Raw genomic sequence first — 21074 nt, 5'->3', positions numbered from 1 at the left:
GCGTCACGCTCCCAACTCCCCCAACCGCGCCTTCACCGCAGCGAGATCGCGTGCGAACAGCGCCGCCTGCTCCTCCTGTGCCGCACCATCGAGGCGCAGGAGGTAAGAAGGGTGCGCCGTTACCCACAATTCACTGCCGTCCTCCAGCACCATCGGGGCGCCGCGCACCTTGGCCATGCTGACAGTCTTGCCCAGCATCCCGCGCGCTGCGCTCGCTCCCAGCGCCAGCACGATCCTCGGCTGCACCAAAGCGCGCTCGCTTTCCAGCCACCAGCGGCAGGTATCGATCTCCTTGGCCGTCGGCGACTGGTGCAGGCGACGCTTGCCGCGCATCGTGAACTTGAAGTGCTTCACTGCATTGGTGACATAGGCGCTGCGCCGTTCGATCCCGGCTTGCTCGAGGTAGCGATCAAGCAGTTGCCCGGTCGGCCCGACGAAAGGCCGGCCGGCGCGATCCTCCTGCTCCCCCGGTTGCTCACCGACGATCATCAAAGTGGCGTCATGAGGCCCCTCGCCCATCACCGCCTGATTATCGAGACAGCCGATATCGCACTGGCGGCACTGGTGGATCGCGCGATCGATGGCTTTGAGATTGTCGGGCCGTTCCACCACATCGCGTGCGCCCGCCGCTACCATCGCTGCCTCGCGCGATTGTGCCCCGGCAATGAGTTCGGGGATCAGCGACGCTTCGGGCAGGTTCTTCCAGTACTTCTTGGGCATTTCGGAGAGCATCGCCCCGACCTTCAGCCGCGCCGGGTTGAAGATCGACGCGTAATAGGTCCGCCAAAGGTCTTCCGCCGGATCTCCCTGCGGTGCGTCGCCTTTCTGCGCGGGCGGCCCTTCGCGCATGACCTGCCCATCCCAGTGCAGCGTCCCGCGCGGGGTCAGGATCGACCAGCGCATATTGGCGAAACGGCGTTTGAAGAACCCGGCATTGGCGCGCAGGATGTGATGCTCGGGCTCGAACCAGGCGACATAGTGTTCGCCGCCACCCTCTTCCTTCACCTGCCGGAAGCGGACGAATGCGTGCATCTTGTGGCTGTCGCGCCGCACCGCCTTGTTGAGTTCTTCCACGCGGCGGACATCGCCATCGGTCGAGTCCTCCATCAGCCGCGGATTCGACTGCAGCCGCCAGACGAGCCGATAGAGCAGCGCGAACCGCTCCGGGTCCGAATGCAGCGCGGCATTGCGTGCCAGCTGCAGGAAACGCTTGCTGGCCCGGATCGGCCGGGCATCGGCAGGCGGGACCGGCAGCCGCGTATCTCCACCGGTGAACAAGTCGCCCGGACCACCCGGCAGGGTCCATGCCACCCGGTCAGGAGGGACATCGCTCTGCACCAGCTGCCGCGCCCGCTCGCGCCAGAAGGTAAAGTCGTCGGGCCGCGGCAGGTTGACCGCGTAATAGGCGCCGAGGCGGACGTTTTGCCCAAGAGCGTTTAGGGCGGTCATGCCGCAAACAACTCCAGCTGTTCCTGCTTCGGCGCGAGCATCCGTCGCAAATCGGCGCGGTCGGTCAACAAGGTCGGTCGCCAGTCGCAGGTGACGATGAAGGGCCGCACCTTGGCGAGCGAAACCGTCAGCTTCGCGACATCTTCAAGCCGCAAGGTCCGGTGCCGCCGCGCGATCAGTATCCTGCCGACCGCCCGTGTCCCCAGCCCCGGCACGCGCAGCAATTGCTCGCGGCTCGCGCGGTTGACATCGACCGGGAAGTGTTCGCGGAACTTGATCGCCCAGGCCAGCTTGGGGTCGATATCGAGCGGCAGCATCCCGTCGGCCTCCGCCGCCTGCACGATCTCGCCGGGCTGGTAGCCATAGAAGCGCATCAGCCAGTCCGACTGGTAAAGCCGGTGTTCGCGCACCAGCGGCGGACGCTTGAGGGGCAGTACCGCGCTGGCATCAGGGATCGGGCTGAAAGCACTGTAATAGACCCGCCGCAGCCCGAAGGTGCCGTAGAGCCCACTCGCCTTGCCGACGATATCGGCATCGCTCGCCCCGTCCGCCCCGACGATCATCTGCGTCGACTGGCCGGCCGGGGCAAAGCGCGGCGCGTGGCGAAAACGCTTCCTCGCATCCTTCGCCTCGATAATCGCCGACTTGGTTCCGCCCATGGCGCCTTCGATCTGGCGTGCATCCTTGTCCGGCGCGAGCCGCGTCAGCCCGGCCTCGGTCGGCAGTTCGACATTGATGGAGAGGCGATCGGCATAAAGCCCGGCTTGCCTGATCAACTCCGGGTCGGCCTCGGGGATCGACTTGAGGTGGATGTAGCCACGGAAATCATACTCCTCGCGCAGGATCCGCGCTGCCTCCACCAGTTGTTCCATCGTGTGGTTGGAGCTCTTGATGATGCCGGAAGAGAGGAACAGCCCTTCGATATAGTTGCGCTTGTAGCAACTGATGGTGAGGTCGGCGATCTCCTGCGGCGTGAAGCGCGCACGGCGGACATTGCTGCTCTTGCGGTTGATGCAATAATGGCAGTCGAAGATGCAGTGATTGCTCAGCAGTACCTTGAGCAACGAGATGCAGCGACCATCAGGCGCATAGGCGTGGCAGATGCCCATCCCCTCTGTCGAGCCGATACCTTTCCCGCCGAGAGAGTTCTTCTTCGCCGTGCCTGACGATGCGCAGGAGGCATCGTATTTCGCCGCATCTGCAAGGATTTCGAGCTTTTGAAGGATCGTCTGAGCGGACATATGTTCTTTATATGTTCCTTCCTGCACACGCACCAGTTCAAAATTTGCAACTCCTAGCCGAAAGCCGGGAACCAAGGTTTTCCGATGGCGTATTGGGGGCACGGACCGGGCCCCTCTGGCGAATGCACAAGCATTCGTGATGTCGGACGCAACACCAGGCCGATTAACACCTTCACAGTATCGGCCAATTAGTTTCGCAAGATGCGAGCGTGTGGCCCCTACTCCCGCCATACTCTCGCCAAGTAGGAGTAGGATATGAAACCCGTTGCTTTTCTCGTAGCCACCGCGCTTGCTGCCACACCCGCCTTCGCCTTTGACCATCATGGCAAGGACTGGAACTTTGGCGATGGCACGACCCCGGAAGAATGGTCGAAGGTGAACCCCGACTATGCGATGTGCGATGCCGGTGACATGCAGTCACCGATCGATCTCGGCTCGTCCAAGGTCATCGGCAATATCACCGTCATGACCAATTACGGCGCCACCGGTGGCAAGCTGGTCGTGGGTGAAGAGAAGGTCCAGGTCGACTTCGCACCGGGCCAGTTCATGCATTCGGGCACGCAGCACTTCAACCTGCTGCAAGTACACTTCCACACTCCGGCAGAACACGCCTTCGACGGAGAGCGTCACCCGCTGGTTGCGCACTTCGTGCATGCCACCGACGACGGCGCGCTGGGCGTCATTGGCGTCATGTTCGTGGAAGGCGATGCCAACCCGGAACTCGACAAGATCATCGCCGCCATGACCACCGGCGCCGGCACCGATGTAATGCTCGACACTTCGGCCATGATCCCGGCCGATCTCACGGTCTATCGTTACATGGGTTCGCTCACCACGCCGCCGTGCAGCGAAGGCGTCAACTGGCATGTCGCCAGCAATACCATGACCGCCAGCGCCGAACAGATCGAAGCGTTGTATGAAGCGCTTGGCCCGTCGGCACGTTCCGTGCAGCCGCTTGGCAACCGCTTGCTGGTTGCACCGGCAGAGTAAGATCCCCCCCATCCTGCCTGCAGGATATATCAGGCCCGCCTTGTGATCGTGACGTCATGGGGCGGGCCTTTCTTTGTATCCTTCCTGCGCCGCTAACCATTTACGCTGCCCCATGGGTAACCATTGCAAGGCATTCCGGTCCCATAAGGAAAAACGGGGTGCACAGATGAACAGGATGCAGGCGATGGCCATGCTGTCAGGGGGGCAGGAACTGACAGAGCCGGTGCGGGAAGAACGCCGCAAGATGCAGCGCCAGACGGTGCATTGCCCAGCTTGTTTCGAAACGCATGGCGGGGTTCTGGATGTGGTCCTGTCGGACCTCTCTCGCACAGGGGCTCGCTTTGATACCGAAACTCCTCCTGCGAAAGGTGTGTCGGGCCTACTCTCTTGGAACGGGCGCGAATTTTTCGGCACTGTGGTGTGGACGGAAGATGGCCGGTGCGGCTTCGTTTTCGAGCGGCCTATCCCGCAGGCCGTGTTCAACGCGACTGTCTATATTGAGGAAGTGGAATCGGGTCCGATTGCAAACTTCGGCAACATCCCTGTTGCACGGCGTGGGCGCAGGGGATTGGTCGCTGGCGGCTAGGCACATAGACCCTGCAGGAACCATTCGGGCAAGCCACCCCGCCCATCGCCGATGATGCCGTGACGATAGATCCAGTAGCGCCGCCCCTTGCTGTCTTCGATCCGGTAGTAATCGCGCAGGCGCACAGTCGAGCGTTCGCGCCACCATTCCGGCGCGATTCGTTCAGGCCCCTCGCAGCGGGTCACCTCATGCACTTTGCCGCGCCAGCGGAAGCGCTGGGGATAGCCATCGGGGGTGGCATAGAGAACTGCGATAGGCTCGGCCCGGTCGAGCAGCTTGAGCGGGCGGGTGTGGAAGCGCAGTTCCTCCTGCTCGCTTGGCGGCGACTCCAGCGGGGGCTGCCAGCGCTGGGCCCGTTCGGGGATGTGGCTGCCATAGGGTATCGGACGCCGCACCGCTTGAGCGCCGAGTCGCGTGGTCAGCCGGTCGATAAAAGCCGCGAGCGAAGTGCCATGCTGTTCTGCCGCCTGCTCGATATCCCCTTGCGCCAGCGCTAGCGGCTCGGCCCAACTGGCGCGCAAGCGCACGGTCTCGATCCCGAAACCGGCGTCGATCCCCTCGAGCTTCTCGGAAAACAGGCGGCAGATATGCGCCGGATCACGGGTGGCGGCGGCGAGTTCGAGCCGCCGCACCACCACTTCGCCATCGACCCGCCACAGGCCCAGTTCGAGCCGTCGGGCGCCCTTGCCCTGCCCTTCCAGCTCGCGCGCCATGTCTTCGGCCAAGTCGGCCAGCACCTGGTCGAGGAGCTGGCGATGCCGGATCGGCTCCAGCAGGCGCCGTTGGACCAGCGGATCATGCTGGGCGATGACAGGCAGCAGCGGTTCCGGCACCTTGCCCAGCAGCTGGTCCATCCGCACCAGCGGGTTGGCAGCGGGCGAACGGCGGTTGCGGAACCGGCGCAGCAGTGCATCGCGGCCGACAGAGCCCAGTTCGCCGAGTTTCTTGAGGCCCAGGCGGCGCAGGATGGTGATGACATCGTCGTCAAGCCGCAGTGCTGCGACAGGCAGTTCGGACAGGCGCGTGGCCATATCGTCATCGGGCGACAGGATGCTGCGCGGCGGGCCATGATGCGCCAACGCCCAGGCCGCCCCCGCAGTGGGTGCAATGGCGAGCCGGGCGGTGATCCCGCGCTTCTCGAACAGCGCCTGCGCATCGGCCAGCAGCGTCGCTTCCCCGCCGAACAGGTGCGCAACCGCAGCGACATCGACGATCACTCCGTCGGGCGGGTCGAGCGCGCTCCATGGCCCCCAGCGCTGTGCCCACAGCGCGAGCTTCTCCAGCGCATCGAGATCGCCGGCGGGATCGGAGGGAGCAACTTTCAGCTGCGGACACAGCGTCCGCGCATCGGCCAGCATCATCCCCTTGCGCGCACCGGCAGCGGTGCCAGCATTGTTGGCCGCGTCGATCCGCGGGCCATGGGCGGTCTCGGTGATCAGCGCGAGCGGTTCGGCGTCTGGCCCTTCCCCCCGCTCGCACCCTTCAGCAAGCCGCCAGCGATCGATCGCGAGACGCGCGCACCAGATGGAAAGGATTCGCCGGGGCGGATCGCTTGCCGTCATTGTGGTGCGGGCGACTGGCGACACATCCTGTACCGTCATCACGCATCATCCATTTGCCCGGCGCATGGCTGCGCGCCCGGAACAGTTCGGCTTTCCAGCTCGGCATGCCCGGAGCCTGCGGGTTCCATTCGGGGGCAGGCGATGGCGCGCTGGTCACGTCCCACCTGAGGCGGGCGGACGAAAGATCGCGCGCGGCATCGAGCCGCACCAGCCACAGCGACACGCCATGCTTTTCTGCCGCGAGGCTGAGGCGACGCGAAGCGGTGAAATCGAGCGCCTTCGGATTGCCGGCCAGTTCGCCGATCACACAGGCCACCTCGCGGCAGCGCAGACTTTCCTCGAGCGCGAACAACAGGTCTTGCGGCTTGTCTGCCAGCACATGGATGAGCCGGTGTCGGATCGCCTGCGGCAGGCCCGGGCGATACGGTCGTCCGGTCAGCCGCGCCGCCTGCCGGTCCTGCACCCAGATGATCGCCCGGCGATCCTCCGCCTCATCGGTTTCGCCCGAAACCCGCGAGCGCAGCTCGTCCAGTGCCAGCGACAGTGCCACCCCCGCCCCGCTTGCTTCACGCGCGCTGGCGAAAACCTCGCTATGCCGTGCAAACTGCCCCTGCCGGGCAAGACCCGGACGCCAGCGATTGCTCCGCGCCGCCGAAAGGGCGGCGATATCGGCGCTTCCCAGAGTCGGGAGCGCTGGCAGGGTGTCTGTCGGGCGCATGGCGAATCTACTCGTATGTTCCGTTTATGTTCCATCGCGCCTGGATATGCAATGGTCATACGAAAAGGACCGCCCCGAGGACGGCCCTGATCTCACAATGCACCAAAAACTATGGCTGGTCCGGATGGATGGGAACCATCGTCTCCTCGCCTGCAACATCGTCGACAACCTCGACAATCCCGCGGCCCAGATGGCTCCGGCCACGGCTGTAGGCGAAGTAGATCACAATGCCGATCAGGCCCCAACCCGGCAGGAAAAGCATCGCTGCACTGGGCAGGTTGAAGAACAGCAGGACGCAACCGATGATCGTCAGCGGCGCAATCACCCACACAAACGGCACACGGAAATGTCGCTGGCGGTCGGGATCCCGTTTGCGCAACACCATCACTGCCACTGCAACCATCAGGAAGGCATAGAGCGTGCCGGCATTGGAAATGTCAGCCAGCTGGCCAACCGGGAAAAACGCCGCACCGATGGCAACAGCAAGCCCGGTCAGGATCGTCACCACGTGCGGAGTCTTGTACTTCGGGTGCACGGCGCTGAGCCTTTCCGGTAGCAAACCGTCGCGGCTCATCACGAAAAAGATACGGGTCTGTCCGAAGATCAGCACGAGAATGACCGAAGGCAAAGCCAGGAAAGCCGCGATGCCGAGCATATTACCGATACCGGAGAAACCAATCGCCCGCAGGACATGTGCCAATGCTTCGTTCGAGCACACCAGCGCACCGGCGTGTTCTGGCATGGCGCATTGCCGCGCCAATTCAGCCGACCCGGCCTCAAGCGGGAAACCGGCGGCATCCATGATCGGTTGACCGCCCAGCGTCCCGATCGCTCCGGCAGCCACTAGGATGTAGAACACAGTGCAAAAGAGCAGCGACCCCACCAATCCGATAGGCACATTCCGCTGGGGGTCCTTGGTCTCTTCTGCGGCAGTCGAAACCGCATCAAACCCAACGTAGGCGAAGAACATCGTCGCCGCCGCACCGACCGCTCCAACACCGGTACCCCACCCCCCGAACAGACCCGCAGGAAGGAAGGGGTTGAACTTCTCGGCGCTGAATTCCGAACTAGTCAACGTGAGCGCGATAAAAGCGGTCAGTGCCGTGACCTTGATTGCGACGAGGATCGCATTGACCTTGGCGCTCTCGCTGGTCCCGATCACCAGCAGGCCAGTAACAACCAGCGCGATGAACAATGCCGGCAGGTTGACAAACCCGCCTTCAGCACCGCCAAGTGCCAAAGGCCCAGCACTGAGCCAGGCGGGCAACTGGATACCAAAGAATTCGTTGAGGATCGTACCGCTGAAATATCCCGACCATCCGACCGACACGGCACTGGCGGCAATCGCATATTCCATAATCAGCGCCCAACCCACTGTCCACGCCAGGAACTCGCCCATAGTGGCATAGCTGTAGGTATAGGCGCTCCCCGCAACAGGAACCATCGCCGCAATCTCGGCATAGCAGAGCGCTGCCACGATGCAGACCGCCCCGGCAATGGCGAAAGCCACCATCAGGCCCGGACCCGCTTTCTGGGCCCCGACTGCAGTGAGAACGAAGATGCCGGTGCCGATAACGCAGCCGATCCCCAGTAGCGTCAGTTGCAGCCACCCGAGCGAGCGATGCAGCGATTTCTTTTGAGCGGTCGCAAGGATCGCATCGAGCGGTTTTACACGATCAAGAAACATAACCGGGAGAGCTCCCACCGACCCGCAGCGAGACCCTCTCGCCCTGCCAGTCGAAAGCGAGAGCTACTCCCGAATTATGCGCACGCCAATGGAGAAAATCATCCCCCCAGAACCGACGGGAACAGGCCGGTAACAAGGATGATGCCGACCGCCAGCGGGCACAACCAGGCGATCAGGAAACGCCACACCCCGAACATAGGCCCGGTGAGACCTGTCACGTCCTGCACCATCTTCTGGTCGGCTTTCCAGCCAACGAAGATCGACGTGAGGAGCGCACCCAACGGGAGCATGACCTTGCCCGTAAAGCCATCCACCGTATCGAGGATGTCGGTATTCTCGAACAGCGACCAGAATCCCAGTAGGCGCACGTCCGCCCAGACATTGTAGCCAAGCAGGCAAGCGATCCCGATCAGGAATGCCCCGCCGCCAAAAATCAGCGCCGATTTGTGCCGACTCCAGCCACGTTCGCCGATGCCCCATGCTGTCGGAACTTCGAGCAGAGAGATCGAGCTGGTCACAGCTGCCACAAGGATAAGGACGAAGAACAGGAAGCCGATCAAGGCACCCGCCGGCATCGACTGGAACGCGAAGGGCAGCGTCTGGAACACGAGGGTCGGCCCCGCCGCGGGGTCCAGGCCAACGGCAAAGACGATGGGAAAAATCATCATCCCGGCAATCAGCGCCACGCTGGTATCGGCAATCGCAATCGCCGCCGAAGTCGAACCGAGCTTGCTGCCTTCCTGGATGTAAGAACCGTATGTGATCAGTCCCGCAACACCGAGCGACAGCGAAAACAGCGCCTGCCCCAGTGCCGAGTTCATTACCGCAGGCGTCAATTTCGACCAGTCAGGCGTGAACAGGAACTTGATCGCGTCGGTCATGTCGCCGACCACCGCGCCATAGATGGTGATACCTACCAGTAGCACGAAGAACATTGGCATCAGCCACGTCGCTGCCTTTTCGATCCCGGAGCCGACCCCGCGCGCCACGATCCATAAAGTCAGACCCATAAACAGCAGGTGCATCGATAGCAGCATTCCCGGGCTGGCGAAGAGATTGCCCATGCGGCCCTGGATCATTTCCTGGCTCTCACCCACCAGCGCTCCGCGGAACGGTTCGCCTGAACCGATGGCCTGCAACAGGTCCCAGCCCATCACGCCTGCATAATAAAGAACCCAGCCCGCCACGACGGAGTAAAAGGAAACGATGAGGAATGCCGCGACGGCACCCATCGCACCGAAGATCGACCAGCGGGGTGAAGCACCGGAATCCTCGGCCACTTTCTTGATCGATCCCACCGCGTCGGTCTGACCCGCGCGCCCGATGAAAATTTCCGACAGCACCAAAGGAAGGCCGAGCAGGAAAACGCAGGCGATATAGAAAATCACGAAGGCTCCGCCGCCGCTTTCTCCGGCCAGAGTCGGGAAACGCCAAACGTTGCCCAAGCCCACGGCCGCGCCGATTGCGGCAAGGATAAATGCCGAACGCGAAGACCACCCGTCGCGCGAAGCGCCGCTTGCAGATGCTGCTGCTACCATGTGTGAAAATTCCCCTCGATGCGCCAGCCCAGGCCCTTGGGCACGCTCTCTTGATATGGCCTTAGTGCAAGAAAATACCGCGCTCGCCAAGGGGGGATGCTTTGCCTTTGCCGCATAGCAACGCTAATCCGCTCCCATGTCGACAACATTCCAGCTCGATACGAGCACGAGCCGCGCCAATCCGACCCCTGCACCGATGAAGCGGCTGACGGTGCCACGCATCCGTGCGCGAAAGCAGGATGGCAAGATCGAACAACCTCTGGTTATGCTGACCGCCTACACCGCTCGGCAGGCGCAATTGCTCGATGCTCATTGCGACCTGCTGCTGGTCGGGGATTCCCTTGGCCAGGTCATTTACGGCCTTCCATCGACAATTCCGGTGACCTTGCGGATGATGGCCGACCACGCCGCAGCGGTCGTCCGGGGCAGCTATCATTCGGTCGTTGTCGTCGACATGCCGTTCGGATCCTACGAGCAATCGCCGCAGCACGCCTTCGAAAGCGCCAGCTTCCTGCTCAAGGAAAGTGGTGCCGCAGCGGTCAAGCTCGAAGGCGGGGAAGCGATGGCGGAAACGGTCGCCTTCCTCAACCAGCGCGGCATCCCGGTGATGGGCCATGTCGGCCTGACCCCGCAGGCGGTCAATGTCCTTGGCGGCTATATGGCACGCGGTCGGAGCGATGCCGAGGCGGACAAGATCGTCAGCGACGCCAAGGCGCTGGATGAAGCCGGTGCCTTCGCTATCGTCATCGAGGGAGTGGTGGAACCGATTGCCATTGCGGCCACCGAGGCGGTCAGTTGCCCTACCATCGGCATTGGTGCCTCGGCCCGATGCGATGGCCAGGTGCTGGTGACGGAAGACATGCTGGGCATGTTCGAACGCGTCCCGCGCTTCGTAAAGAAGTACAACGCCATTGCGGAAATTATCGAGCAGACGGCAAAGACCTATGCCGACGAAGTCCGTTCCCGCACCTTCCCGGGTGAAGACCAGACCTACCAGCCCAAGTAGGCGACAGCCGGCATTGGGGAAGGTCACAAGCAAACCGTTGTCCGACGGCATCAAAGGTTCTAGCTGACCACCCATGCAGACCCTCTGGCGCTTTTACGGCTTCTCGTTCTTCTTTACCTTGCTCTGCCTGGGCCTTGGCGTCTGGTACGGGTGGGAAAGCACTGGTACAGTCGCTGGCACCGCCAGCATGTTGTGGATCATCGTCGTCCTCTCCGTGCTCGAGATTTCGCTGAGCTTTGACAACGCGGTCGTGAATGCGTCTGTGCTCAAGGAGATGGACGAGGTCTGGCAAAGGCGCTTCCTGACCTGGGGCATTGCCTTTGCAGTTTTCGGCATGCGGATTGTGTTCCCGTTGGCAATAGTTGCCATTGCTGCGGGGCTCGGTCCGATCGAAACCATCCACTTATCGCTCAACGACCCGCAAGAATATGAGCGGATTGTCAGCTCGGCTCACGTCGGAATTGCCGGTTTTGGCGGCGCTTTCCTAGCCATGGTCGGTCTGAAGTTCTTCTTCGATCTCGACAAGGACATCCACTGGATCGGTGTGCTCGAGCGCCAGCTGTCAAAATTCGCAGCCCTGCCGGCTGCCGAGATCGCAGTTCTGTTGCTCACCCTGTGGGGGATTTCGACGCTGCTCGACCCGTCCGAAGCCCTGACTTTCCTCGTCTCGGGTATCCTCGGGCTGGTGACCTTCATTGCAGTCGAAGGTATCAATACAATGCTGGAACTGCATGAAGAGAAGCAGCGTCTCGCAGGCGCAGTCGTGCGCAGCGGGCTTGGCGGATTCCTCTATCTTAACGTGCTCGATGCGAGCTTCAGCTTTGACGGCGTCATTGGTGCGTTCGCCTTGTCCAACAACATGGTGGTGATTGCCCTTGGCTTATCGATCGGCGCCATGTTCGTCCGTTCGATGACGATCCACCTCGTCCGCAAGGGCACGCTGGCGCAATATCGCTTCCTTGAACACGGGGCATTCTGGGCCATTATCGTCCTGGGCGCGATCATGCTGATCTCGGCCAAGGTGCACATTCCGGAAACCGTCACAGGGCTGATCGGCGCCATGCTGATCGGCTTGTCCTTGTGGTGGTCGATCCGGCACAATCGCCAGCACCAGAGCGACGGGCCTATCGCTCCGAACGGCTGAGCACTGTCGCAAGCGGTGCTGCCGCCATCAACTGGATCAGGTGATAGAGCAGCAGGGGCGCGATTACGAAGCCTGCATCTGCTGGAGGAAACAGCAACGCCGCCAACGGCGCGCCGATCGCCACGCTTTTCTGGCTCCCCGCGAATAGAAACGCGACCCGGTCTTTGAAAGGGAAACGCAGCAAACGGCTCAGCCACCATACGCCGATGTTGGCAAGCAGCAGGAACAGGATGACCAGGCCAAGCAGTATGGCCCATCCGCGCGGCTCGATGGATTGGCCGATGCCCTGTTCGACTGCACCCGAAAACGCGACATAAACCGCAATTCCGATCACAATCCGGTCGAGCCAAACGATCCGGCTCCGATGGCGGCTGATCCAGTCCCACGTCAGCCCCTGCACGGCCTGGCCGATCACAAACGGCAGGATCAGCAGCAGTGCGATACGTGTAATCACACCGCTTCCTACATCGGCCGCCTCGCCTCCGCCCAGCAGTGCAAACAAGGGCGCGCTGATGAAAACACCGACGATGTTGATGAGGGCTGCCCCGATGACCGAGAGAGCGGCGTTACCGCCGGCCATGGTGGTGTAGGAAGTCGCTGACTGGATCGTCGAAGGGAGCGTACCAAGATAGAGGAAACCGAGCGCAACCAGTGGGGGCAGCGCTTCGCTAGCCAGAGTCGAAAATCCAAGTCCGGCAAGCGCCATTGCTCCGAATACCCAAAGCCCGAGCGGGAGGAAGAACCGCCAGTTGCGCGCGCCCGCCCAAATTTCCCGCCGGGCGATCCGCATGCCGTTAACAAGAAAGAGCAGGAAAATCGCTGCGTTGGATATCCCCGCCGCGATCTCGCGCGCTTCCCCCTTTGCAGGGGAAACGATCGCCAGTGCAGTTGCGAGGAGCAATACGGCGATCATCGGATCGCGCAGGAGGGAGAACCAAGACGCCATGGCCACTCTTCCCCTGCCGCTTTCCAGGCGGGGAGTCGAGTGGAGACGGCCTAGCGCCTTGCGAGCTGGACGCTCCGGTCGAGATTGTCCGCTTTCGCGATCAACACCGATGCAAGGTCATCTCCCCCTACCATCGCCAAAGCCTGGAGCGAGGCGGGATGCGTAGGTTGCACTTCCATCGCCCTCTGCGCGAGCATCTCCGCCAGCTCAGGATCGTCCAGTCGCAACGCAACGACAGCCCGCAGTGCCAGCAGCTCGGGATCTCGATCCGCCCCGACAAGAATGGCATGGTCGAGCAAAACTGCAGCGCGTGGCAAATTGCCGCGGTCATACTGCGCCCGGGCAAGCAGCATCAGTGGTTCGAGTGCGGCAGGATGCCCGCTGACAAATTTTTCCAACAGGCTGTGTGCCTCTGTGCTCCGACCGGCAGCACGCAAAGCGACAATCCTGCGTCGCGCGAGGGGCCATGATTGCCTGATGCGGGCCGATTGCGCGTAATACTGCAAGGCCTTCGATACGTTGCGTCCAGCCAACTGGGCGTCACCTGCCAGCGCCAATGCATCTGCTGAACCGGCAAAACGCTGGCGAAACTGCTCCGCCACGCGGATCGCTTCGTTCCCTCGCCCATTGACAATGTTGTTGCGGACGAGCGCCATGGCATCTTCACCTGAGCGAGCATCACGCCGGGACACGGTTTCAAAATTCCCCGCTGGTCGAAGCGCAACCAGATTACCCGTTTCCCTGGCCGCAGCCAGATCGATTAGCGCCGCGGCCTGCTCACGTTGACCCAAGGCTTCATGGGAACGAGCAACAACTGCCTGGAGGTATGGCGACCCGCTGGTCATCCGCGCCCCCTCTCCGAAACGCGCGATAAGCTCGCGATGGTTTCCTCCCATCGATAACGAGCGCGCGAGCAGTTCTCTCACACGGGCATTTTGCGGCTGTTGTCGGTAAAGTCGGTCGAACACCTGGGCAGCGCTGGCGTAGTTGCCTGTCTCGAGGTCAATAACGCCAGCGAGAAGATTGCCGGCAGGACTGTTCTTCACGAAATCCCCGCTGCGGACCAACAGCTTGCGAGCGAGATCGTATTTCCCGGCGCGCGCAGCGACCACCGCTTGAAGGTAGTAGGCACGCAGATACCCCGGGTTCAATTCAGCCATCCGGCGGACGATCTCGAGCATGTCCTGAGCTTCGCCAGCCTCGCCGAGCGTCGCGGCATATTCGGCCAGGAGGTCGAGCCTGTCAGGCCTCCGTTCCAGCGCTTGCTCGAACCACGGTAGAGCGGCAACCATGCCCTCGGCATCCCGCGCCAACTGCCCACGAAAGAGCAGCGCTTCGGGATCTCCGGGATCGAGCTCGACAGCCTTGAGCGCCGCTTCGACCGCCATTGATTGTTCCCCCCCGCGATAGCGCAGGCGACCAATATCGACCCAGAGTTGCGGGTCCTCGGGAATATACCCAATCGCCCGGTCAAACGCCTGCCCGGCGGCCGGAAGATTTCCTTCACGCATTTCGAGCCGGCCGAGGATATGAAAACCTCTACCGGCTGTATCCTTCGAGAATTCGCCGTCACCTAGCCACTTGCGGGCTTCCACAGGCTGGCCTTGCAGCAGCTCGGCCTCTCCCATGTATGCTGCCAACCGATCACGTGAAGTTCCATCGGCAAGCATCTGGCGCAGAACCAGCTCGGCACCAAAACCGTCGCCTGATTCGAGCGCCGACGTCACCCTTTGCAGCGGCGGCAATTCGACCTCGGTTTCGCTGCACGCTGCGAGAGCGCATGCAGCCAGCAGCAACCAGATGCGCCTTATCTCAAGCCTGGAGATCATATTGCTTGAGCAGGTCGTAGAGCGTTGGACGGCTAATCCCGAGCATCTTTGCAGTGCTGGAAATATTGCCTTCGCTTCTTGCCAATGCGTGGCGGATGACACGCCGATCGGCCATTTCGCGCGCTGCCTTGAGGTTGAGCGCCTGTTCGGCTCCATCGCCTTCAGGCGCTAAGTCAAGATCCTCTGCACTGATCAGCCGGGCATCGGCCATGATGACGGCGCGTTTTACACGGTTCTCGAGTTCGCGGACGTTGCCAGGCCAGCCCCATCCATCAATCGCTGCCAATGCGTCAGGTGCAAACCCCTTCACCTGCGGGTTCATTTCCTTGGCGAAGCGGTTGAGGAAGGCTTTTGCGAGCAGCGCCGCATCGCCGGGACGTTCGGCCAGAGACGGTATTTTCACGACGATTTCCGCGAGGCGATAGAACAGGTCTTCGCGGAAAGTGCCTGCAACCGTCATCGATTCAAGATCCTGGTGGGTGGCGCAGACGATCCGGGTGTCGACGGCGATCTGCTTGCGACCGCCAATTCGCTCGATCGTACGTTCCTGCAGGAAGCGGAGCAGTTTGACCTGAAGCGGCAACGGGATGTCGCCGACCTCGTCGAGGAACAGCGTGCCGCCATGGGCCTGCTCGATCTTTCCCTCGGTGGTCTTCACCGCACCCGTAAACGCTCCCTTCTCATGCCCGAACAACTCACTTTCGAGCAAGTTTTCAGGGATCGCGGCGCAATTGATCGCGACGAACGCTGCAGCACGACGATTACTCGCTTCATGCAGTCCGCGCGCCAGTAGCTCCTTGCCGGTCCCGCTTGCGCCGAGCAGCATGACCGAGACATCGGTATTGGCTACCCGTTCGATCGTACGGGCAACCTTGGCCATTTCCGGTGCCGCAGTGATCAGCGTGCCTAGCACCTTGCCTTCTTCACCGACCTTCTCCGCCAGACGCTGGTTCTCGCGCTCAATTGCGTGCAGGTTGAAAGCGCGGCGCACGATCAGCCCCAGATCATCAATGTCGACGGGCTTTTGGTAGAAGTCGTAGGCCCCGCGTGCGATGGCCTGAAGTGCGCTTTCTCGAGCACCGTGGCCGGATGCGACGATTACCTTGGTATCCGGTTTCATCGCCATGATCGCGTCGAGCACGGCAAACCCTTCGCTCGTGCCATCGGGATCTGGCGGCAATCCCAGGTCCAGTGTCACCACGGCAGGCTCATCCGAACGCAAGGCTGCCAGTGCCTGGTCGCGATTGCCGGCGATGGTTACGTCGAAATCCTCATACGCCCATTTCAACTGGGCCTGCAGGCCTTCGTCGTCTTCAATGATAAGGAGCTTGGGCTTTGAATCTGCCATGATCAGGCTGCCTCCTGGCTGGATTTCGAAACAAGGAATTGCCTCGCTTCGGAAAGGGGGATCGCTATCGTGAAGCGGGTACCGACGCCGGGGCGAGACTGGACATCGAGCCTCCCTCCCATCCCGCGAACAAGTTCCCGCGCTTCAAATGCACCAATGCCAAATCCGCCGTCTTTCGATGACACGAAAGGCTTGAAGAGGCGGTGGCGGAGAAACTCGGCGTCCATGCCGCTGCCACTGTCGATGACTTCGACACGGCCGATGAGACCGTCCGACGAAACATCCAGAGCGATGGGCATTCCCGGATCGCTGGCATCGATTGCGTTCTGGACGAGGTGCACGAGAGCCTGTTCCAGACCTTCGGCATCGCCAAGCACAATGCAGGAATCGGCGCGCGTCAGCGTAACTGTTCCATGCTTCTCAAAGCGTCCGACAACACGGCGAGCGGTCGCCACCAGGTCGATCGGAGCCACGTCATTCGGCTGTCCGGTGCCATATCTTCCAAGCCGAGCGAGCAGCAGGTTCAGCTTGTCGGCCCCATTGCGAAGAGTGACCAGCATATCCTTACGGAATTCGGGATTATCGGCGTGTTTTTCGGCATTGCGCGTCAGCAGCGCAAGCTGGCTGGCGAGATTCTTGATATCGTGCATCACAAACGCCATGCGGCGATTGAAATCATCGAATTGTGCAGACTCCATCAGCGCACTGTGGCTGTCATGCTCGGCGAGGTAGCTGGCCAATTGCCTGCCGACCACGCGCAGGAGATCGAAGTCTTCCCAATCCAGCCTCCGCGGAACCATCGGACGCGCCATCAACACCACGCCAACCAGCCTGTCGTAGTGAATTAGCGGGACAAGAACCCATGCATCCTGATCCGTGAACAGCGACTGCGGCAGGAGGATCGCCTGATCCTGCTTGCCCTGCCGGACTACATCGAGTTCGAGGATGTAGTCATCCCGTTCCAGGCGAGTGGTCAAATCGCCCGGCAATTCAATCGCCGGACGCTGCTCTCCCCGCCAGTTCCAACTCGCCGCTTCCCGCAACAAGCCATCATCCCCCGGCAGGAACAGCAGGGCGGCTGGACTGTCTACGATATCGGCGAGAGCCTTGGCGCTGCGCTGGTACAGGCTTTCTGCACCCTCCGCCGTCTGGCCCATGGTGCGGGTGAACCGCATCCATTCTTCGCGATAGTCGTAGCGGTGCTGGAAAAGGTGCTTGAGCACTGTGACCCGCAGCCAGCCCCGCATTCGCTGGGAGGGGAGCCACAACAACGTGACTGTTGCCGCCGCGACCAGGAAGCCGATCTGTGCCAATCGTCCGAGATTGCCGCCCAGCAGGGACAGCAGCTCTGCAGCGACGACCATCAGAACGAGGTAACCACCGATCACCAGCAATGACAATGTCTGGAACGCCACCGAATGGCTCGCCTGCAATTTGCGCCCGGCGAGGCCATTGCTCGCTCCTACTGTGAGGGGAAGAGCCATGAGGCCCGCCACCAGGCCACGCATCGCTGCCAACTCCGGGGTTGTCTCACCGGTGAGATAGGCCACCACGTAGAAATTCAACTCGAAGGCCCAGAAACCGGCCAGGCCTGCGGCACTCCAGCGGAGAGCCTCTCGGGTCTCGCGTGCAGCACCACCATAGAGGTTGTGCAACAGGACAAGCACACCGATCGCCACCAGGATATGGAACATGGCAGATGTCTGTTCCGTAGCGGCCACCAGCTCTTGCGTGATCGCCCAGTTGTCGTCGACATAGAGCAACGCGGGTTGCAGCAGCACGACAAAGGCCAATGCGACCACGACCGGACGTACCCCGACCATCGCCAGATCGCGCCCGTCATGGGCGAACAGTCGGTACAGCACGAGGAGCCACGCCATATTTCGCGCCGCTTCCGCCAGCTGCGCCGCAGCCGAACCCATGCCATAAGCAGCGACGACCGCTGCCCATACGCCAGAGATAGCCAAGGCAACCATGGTCGGTCGGCGATCGCTCCGCTTGGTCGTTGGCTGCCTGACAAGCCAGACCACACCCATAGCGCACGCAGCCGCTCCCAGCAGATGCAGCATGAAGCTGGTAAAGGCCCAGAAGGAGAGCATGTCGATCAGCGCGCTCCCTCAGGCCACAGGACAACCCGCAGGGTCTGAAGCAGGATCAAGAGGTCCAGGAACGGCGTGTAGTTCTTGGCGTAGTAGAGATCGTATTCCAGCTTGTGCCGAGCATCTTCAATGCTGGCACCATAAGGATAGTTGATTTGCGCCCACCCGGTGATCCCGGGCTTCACCATATGGCGCTCGGCATAATACGGCAGTTCCTGCTCGAGCTCGCCAACGAATTTCGGGACTTCCGGGCGAGGCCCGACAAAACTCATCTCGCCTTTCAGCACGCTCCACGTTTGTGGCAATTCATCGATCCGAACCTTGCGAATGAATTTGCCGAGCCGTGTGATCCGCGGGTCATCCTTTTCCGCCCATTTGACGCCGTCCTTTTCAGCATCGGTCCGCATCGAACGGAGTTTGATGACGTCGAAAGTCTCGCCATAGAGGCCGACACGTGGCTGGCGAAAGAACGCCGGCCCTTTGCTGTCGAGTTTGATCAACAACGCAAAAAGCGCGATTACTGGCAGGGTCATCACCAGCAGCAGGCCGGATGCGAGCACATCGAAAATCCGCTTGGCAGCGCTGGAGAAAGTGCGGCCAGCGCTGAAACCATCGGAGAAAATCAGCCAGCTGGGATTGACCGTGTCGAGGTCGACCCGGCCTGTTTCACGTTCAAGAAAGCTCGAGAATTCGTTGACGTGCACACCCTTGGTCTTGATCCGAAGCAGGTCTTTCAGCGGCAGGGAATTGCGGCGCTCTTCCAGCGCCAGCACGACCTCGCTCGCGCCGAGATTGCTGACGAATTGTCCGAGGTCATGAATAGCCTCGCGAGCGATGGCTTCCGGGACCTCGCGGGCAGCTTCGGTCATGGCGATGTAAGCCACGATCACGAACCCGCTCTCAGGGCGATTGGCCAGATCCGACAGGCGCTTGGCGCGGGGGCCGGCCCCAAGCACTACCACCCGTCGTCGGAAGGCCGACGTACCGAGAAAGCTACCAAGGATCAGGCGATTGGCTACCAGGAGGCCGGTCGCGATGAACATCGAATAGAGCAATGTCGAGCGCCACATCGTCGCGCCCGGGAGAACGAAATCGATCACTGACAAAGCGATGATCCCCAGGCTGATGGCAACAAGCAATCGTGTCCCGGCGAACTGCATCGAGCGAAGGGCTTCCGCGCCGTAGACGCCGACTGCAATCATCGCGGTCCAGACAATCACCGCAAAGGTCATGAGGAGCCCGAACCGTTCAATGATCGGCCCGGCGTCCATTTCGATCTGCGACGCCCGCACAAGCCATGCGGCCTCACCTGCAACGATTAGCAGGGCAAGGTCGAACAGGCCGAGCAGCAGCACGGCATGCGGAATATAGTGCTTGAAGAGGCGGATCATGATCGCTGCCCGGAAATCCTTCTCATTGGATTTCCGGATTAAGCGAAAGATATGAAATGTCGGTAAATCTTACACTGAGCGGCAAATTGCCCCAATCCGCAGGCTTCCGTGGTTAATTTCAGCTTACTTCAGTGCAGAACGCTGACCGAAAGAAAACGGGGTGTTCGGTCGCGAAATGAGCCCGAATTCCAGTGTCGCCCCACGTGGCGGCAAGGCCCGCTGGCGGCAATCTGGCCAATAGCACCGGGCACAACCCAGCCCGATCCGCGTGGCATCTTCCGGGCGTGATGACACATCTTGGGCTTGGGCGAGGTCGGCTGCGAGCCGGGCTTCGAGACCGAGGGCAATGGCGAATTGGCCTGAAGCCGCTCCTTCGTCGGACGCCACGGCATAGCTCATCGTGAGCCAGTGCGAAGGCCCGCCCGCACTTTCCTCAAGCAGGACCGCCTGCACCAGCCAACCCTCGCGCCGTCCAAACGAATGATGGACCTGCCACAGCGGGCAGGAATGCTCGCCGTCGATCAGTGTTGTCCCGCTGGCCCCCGCTATGCGTTTGGAAAACTGCCCTGCCCGGTCGAACCGCGCCATGAAGAAGGGCAAGCCGCGCTGACCTACACGCTGCAGTGTTGTGAGGCGTTGTGCCACCTGTTCAACGCTGGCACCGAAGCGGCGCGTCAGCACTTCCAGATCATACCCCGTCGCTTCGCAAGCCCGCAGGAACCGGCCGTAAGGCATCATCAAGGCGGCCGCGAAATAGCCTGAGAGGTGCCGCTCGAACAGCTTGCGGGCCGCTTCATCCCGGAAGCCCGCCCCGGCGGCAATACTGCCGATGACCTGCCCTTGTTCAAGTTCACCAATTTGAAGGGCGAGCTGAAAGTTGCGTGACGCCGGCGATAGCATTTCCGAGAGCTGCACCTGGCGGGCATGGAAATCCAAACGACGAATGGCGTCAGGCATCACTTCTCGCGGAAGGATACGGATCGCGAGGTGATGCTTCTCACGCAGGCGATCGGTCACTGCGGCGAGGAAATCCTGCCGCGAGAGGCGGAGCGTATCGGCCAGGTCTTCAGCCGCAACGTCGAGATCGGCGAAGTGGTTGCGCCACCGATCAATCTCGCGCCGGCAAAGGGCAATTGGATCATCGAATGTCTCGACATCAGCCGATCCCACATCGAACATCCGGGCAAATGCAGCTGCTGCCTGCGGTGCATTGTTGAGGAATTCGGTCGCCTCTTCACGGTCGATATCGAGATCGGCGAACCGTTCATCCTTGAGTCGGCGGTACAGGCCATCGAGTCCCCCAATCGCCTCATCTTCGCGCAAGGACCGCGGATCGAAATCGAACTGTTCGGCCAGTTGCACGATCACCCGCGCTGAGACGGGGCGCTGATTTCTCTCCATCAATGTAAGGTAGCTAGCTGAAATGCCGAGTAATTTGGCCATCGCAGCCTGTGTCATGCCTTCGCGTTTTCGCAGCCTTCGCAGTGCTGCTCCGGCGAAAAGCGACTGTTCAGCCATTGTCATTTTCCTTACATTATTA

Annotated in this window: 16 protein-coding genes; 4 read left to right on the top strand and 12 right to left on the bottom strand. The window is 61.5% G+C overall.

The genetic code is table 11. From position 1 onward, the window contains the following. Window positions 1-3 precede the first annotated feature (3 nt). Together QPW08_RS08305 and QPW08_RS08300 are read right to left on the bottom strand one after the other, a co-directional pair. Window positions 4-1449, bottom strand: coding sequence for a UdgX family uracil-DNA binding protein (locus tag QPW08_RS08305; RefSeq protein WP_284125265.1), 1446 nt, complete (start codon window positions 1447-1449; stop codon window positions 4-6). Continuing rightward, window positions 1446-2690, bottom strand: coding sequence for a putative DNA modification/repair radical SAM protein (locus QPW08_RS08300; RefSeq protein ID WP_284125264.1), 1245 nt, complete (start codon window positions 2688-2690; stop codon window positions 1446-1448). Before QPW08_RS08300 ends, QPW08_RS08305 begins: the two co-directional genes overlap by 4 nt. A 255-nt stretch (window positions 2691-2945) precedes the next feature. Between QPW08_RS08300 and QPW08_RS08295 the strand changes: the two genes are divergently transcribed. Beyond that, a complete protein-coding gene (locus tag QPW08_RS08295) occupies window positions 2946-3680 on the top strand; it encodes a carbonic anhydrase (protein WP_284125262.1) in 735 nt (244 codons plus the stop codon). Between the two features lie 166 nt (window positions 3681-3846). Further along, window positions 3847-4266, top strand: a complete 420-nt coding sequence (locus QPW08_RS08290) for a PilZ domain-containing protein (RefSeq protein WP_284125261.1) — start codon at window positions 3847-3849, stop codon at window positions 4264-4266. Here the strand turns inward: QPW08_RS08290 and QPW08_RS08285 are convergent. The 4 genes from QPW08_RS08285 to QPW08_RS08270 all read right to left on the bottom strand — a co-directional run bounded on the left by QPW08_RS08285 (window position 4263) and on the right by QPW08_RS08270 (window position 9771). Further along, window positions 4263-5867 carry a DUF6504 family protein gene (locus tag QPW08_RS08285; RefSeq protein ID WP_284125260.1) on the bottom strand — a complete coding sequence of 535 codons (1605 nt, stop codon included), beginning with the start codon at window positions 5865-5867 and terminating at the stop codon, window positions 4263-4265. The two genes, QPW08_RS08290 and QPW08_RS08285, sit on opposite strands and share 4 nt — an antisense overlap. Then, complete coding sequence (locus tag QPW08_RS08280) at window positions 5749-6546, bottom strand: ImuA family protein (protein WP_284125259.1); 798 nt, start codon at window positions 6544-6546, stop codon at window positions 5749-5751. The genes QPW08_RS08285 and QPW08_RS08280 overlap by 119 nt, the downstream gene beginning before the upstream one ends. 109 nt (window positions 6547-6655) lie before the next feature. Then, window positions 6656-8233: an amino acid permease gene (locus QPW08_RS08275; RefSeq protein WP_284125258.1), complete on the bottom strand. Its 1578-nt coding sequence runs from the start codon at window positions 8231-8233 to the stop codon at window positions 6656-6658. Between the two features lie 98 nt (window positions 8234-8331). Further along, window positions 8332-9771 (bottom strand): sodium-dependent transporter, encoded by a 1440-nt coding sequence (locus QPW08_RS08270; RefSeq protein ID WP_284125257.1) that lies wholly within the window; start codon window positions 9769-9771, stop codon window positions 8332-8334. Window positions 9772-9907: 136 nt separating this feature from the next. On the opposite strand from QPW08_RS08270, the gene panB reads away from it, so the two are divergent. Both panB and QPW08_RS08260 read left to right on the top strand, forming a co-directional pair. Continuing rightward, entirely contained in the window at window positions 9908-10777 is an 870-nt protein-coding gene (panB, locus tag QPW08_RS08265) for a 3-methyl-2-oxobutanoate hydroxymethyltransferase (protein ID WP_284125256.1), read from the top strand. Window positions 10778-10850: 73 nt separating this feature from the next. Next, the gene (locus QPW08_RS08260; RefSeq protein ID WP_284125255.1) at window positions 10851-11921 is read left to right on the top strand and encodes a DUF475 domain-containing protein; all 1071 of its coding nucleotides are present in this window, start codon (window positions 10851-10853) and stop codon (window positions 11919-11921) included. Here QPW08_RS08260 and QPW08_RS08255 read toward each other — a convergent pair. The 6 genes from QPW08_RS08255 to QPW08_RS08230 all read right to left on the bottom strand — a co-directional run bounded on the left by QPW08_RS08255 (window position 11902) and on the right by QPW08_RS08230 (window position 21052). After that, window positions 11902-12867, bottom strand: a complete 966-nt coding sequence (locus QPW08_RS08255; protein ID WP_284125254.1) for a bile acid:sodium symporter family protein — start codon at window positions 12865-12867, stop codon at window positions 11902-11904. The genes QPW08_RS08260 and QPW08_RS08255 overlap by 20 nt on opposite strands. Window positions 12868-12917: 50 nt before the next feature. After that, window positions 12918-14696, bottom strand: a complete 1779-nt coding sequence (locus QPW08_RS08250; protein WP_284125253.1) for a tetratricopeptide repeat protein — start codon at window positions 14694-14696, stop codon at window positions 12918-12920. Continuing rightward, a complete protein-coding gene (prsR, locus tag QPW08_RS08245; protein WP_284125252.1) occupies window positions 14680-16044 on the bottom strand; it encodes a PEP-CTERM-box response regulator transcription factor in 1365 nt (454 codons plus the stop codon). Before prsR ends, QPW08_RS08250 begins: the two co-directional genes overlap by 17 nt. A gap of 2 nt (window positions 16045-16046) precedes the next feature. After that, on the bottom strand, window positions 16047-18143 hold the full coding sequence (gene prsK, locus QPW08_RS08240) for an XrtA/PEP-CTERM system histidine kinase PrsK (RefSeq protein WP_284125251.1): 2097 nt from the start codon (window positions 18141-18143) through the stop codon (window positions 16047-16049). Window positions 18144-18148: 5 nt separating this feature from the next. Beyond that, the gene (locus QPW08_RS08235) at window positions 18149-19534 is read right to left on the bottom strand and encodes a TIGR03013 family XrtA/PEP-CTERM system glycosyltransferase (RefSeq protein WP_284125250.1); all 1386 of its coding nucleotides are present in this window, start codon (window positions 19532-19534) and stop codon (window positions 18149-18151) included. 123 nt (window positions 19535-19657) lie between these two features. After that, window positions 19658-21052 carry a helix-turn-helix domain-containing protein gene (locus QPW08_RS08230; protein WP_284125249.1) on the bottom strand — a complete coding sequence of 465 codons (1395 nt, stop codon included), beginning with the start codon at window positions 21050-21052 and terminating at the stop codon, window positions 19658-19660. Window positions 21053-21074: the final 22 nt, after the last annotated feature.

This window comes from Parerythrobacter aestuarii (genome assembly GCF_030140925.1).
GTDB classification, from domain to species: domain Bacteria; phylum Pseudomonadota; class Alphaproteobacteria; order Sphingomonadales; family Sphingomonadaceae; genus Parerythrobacter; species Parerythrobacter aestuarii.
The sequence above is the reverse complement of the archived record's forward strand: the minus strand, read 5'-3'. Positions and strand labels throughout refer to the sequence as shown.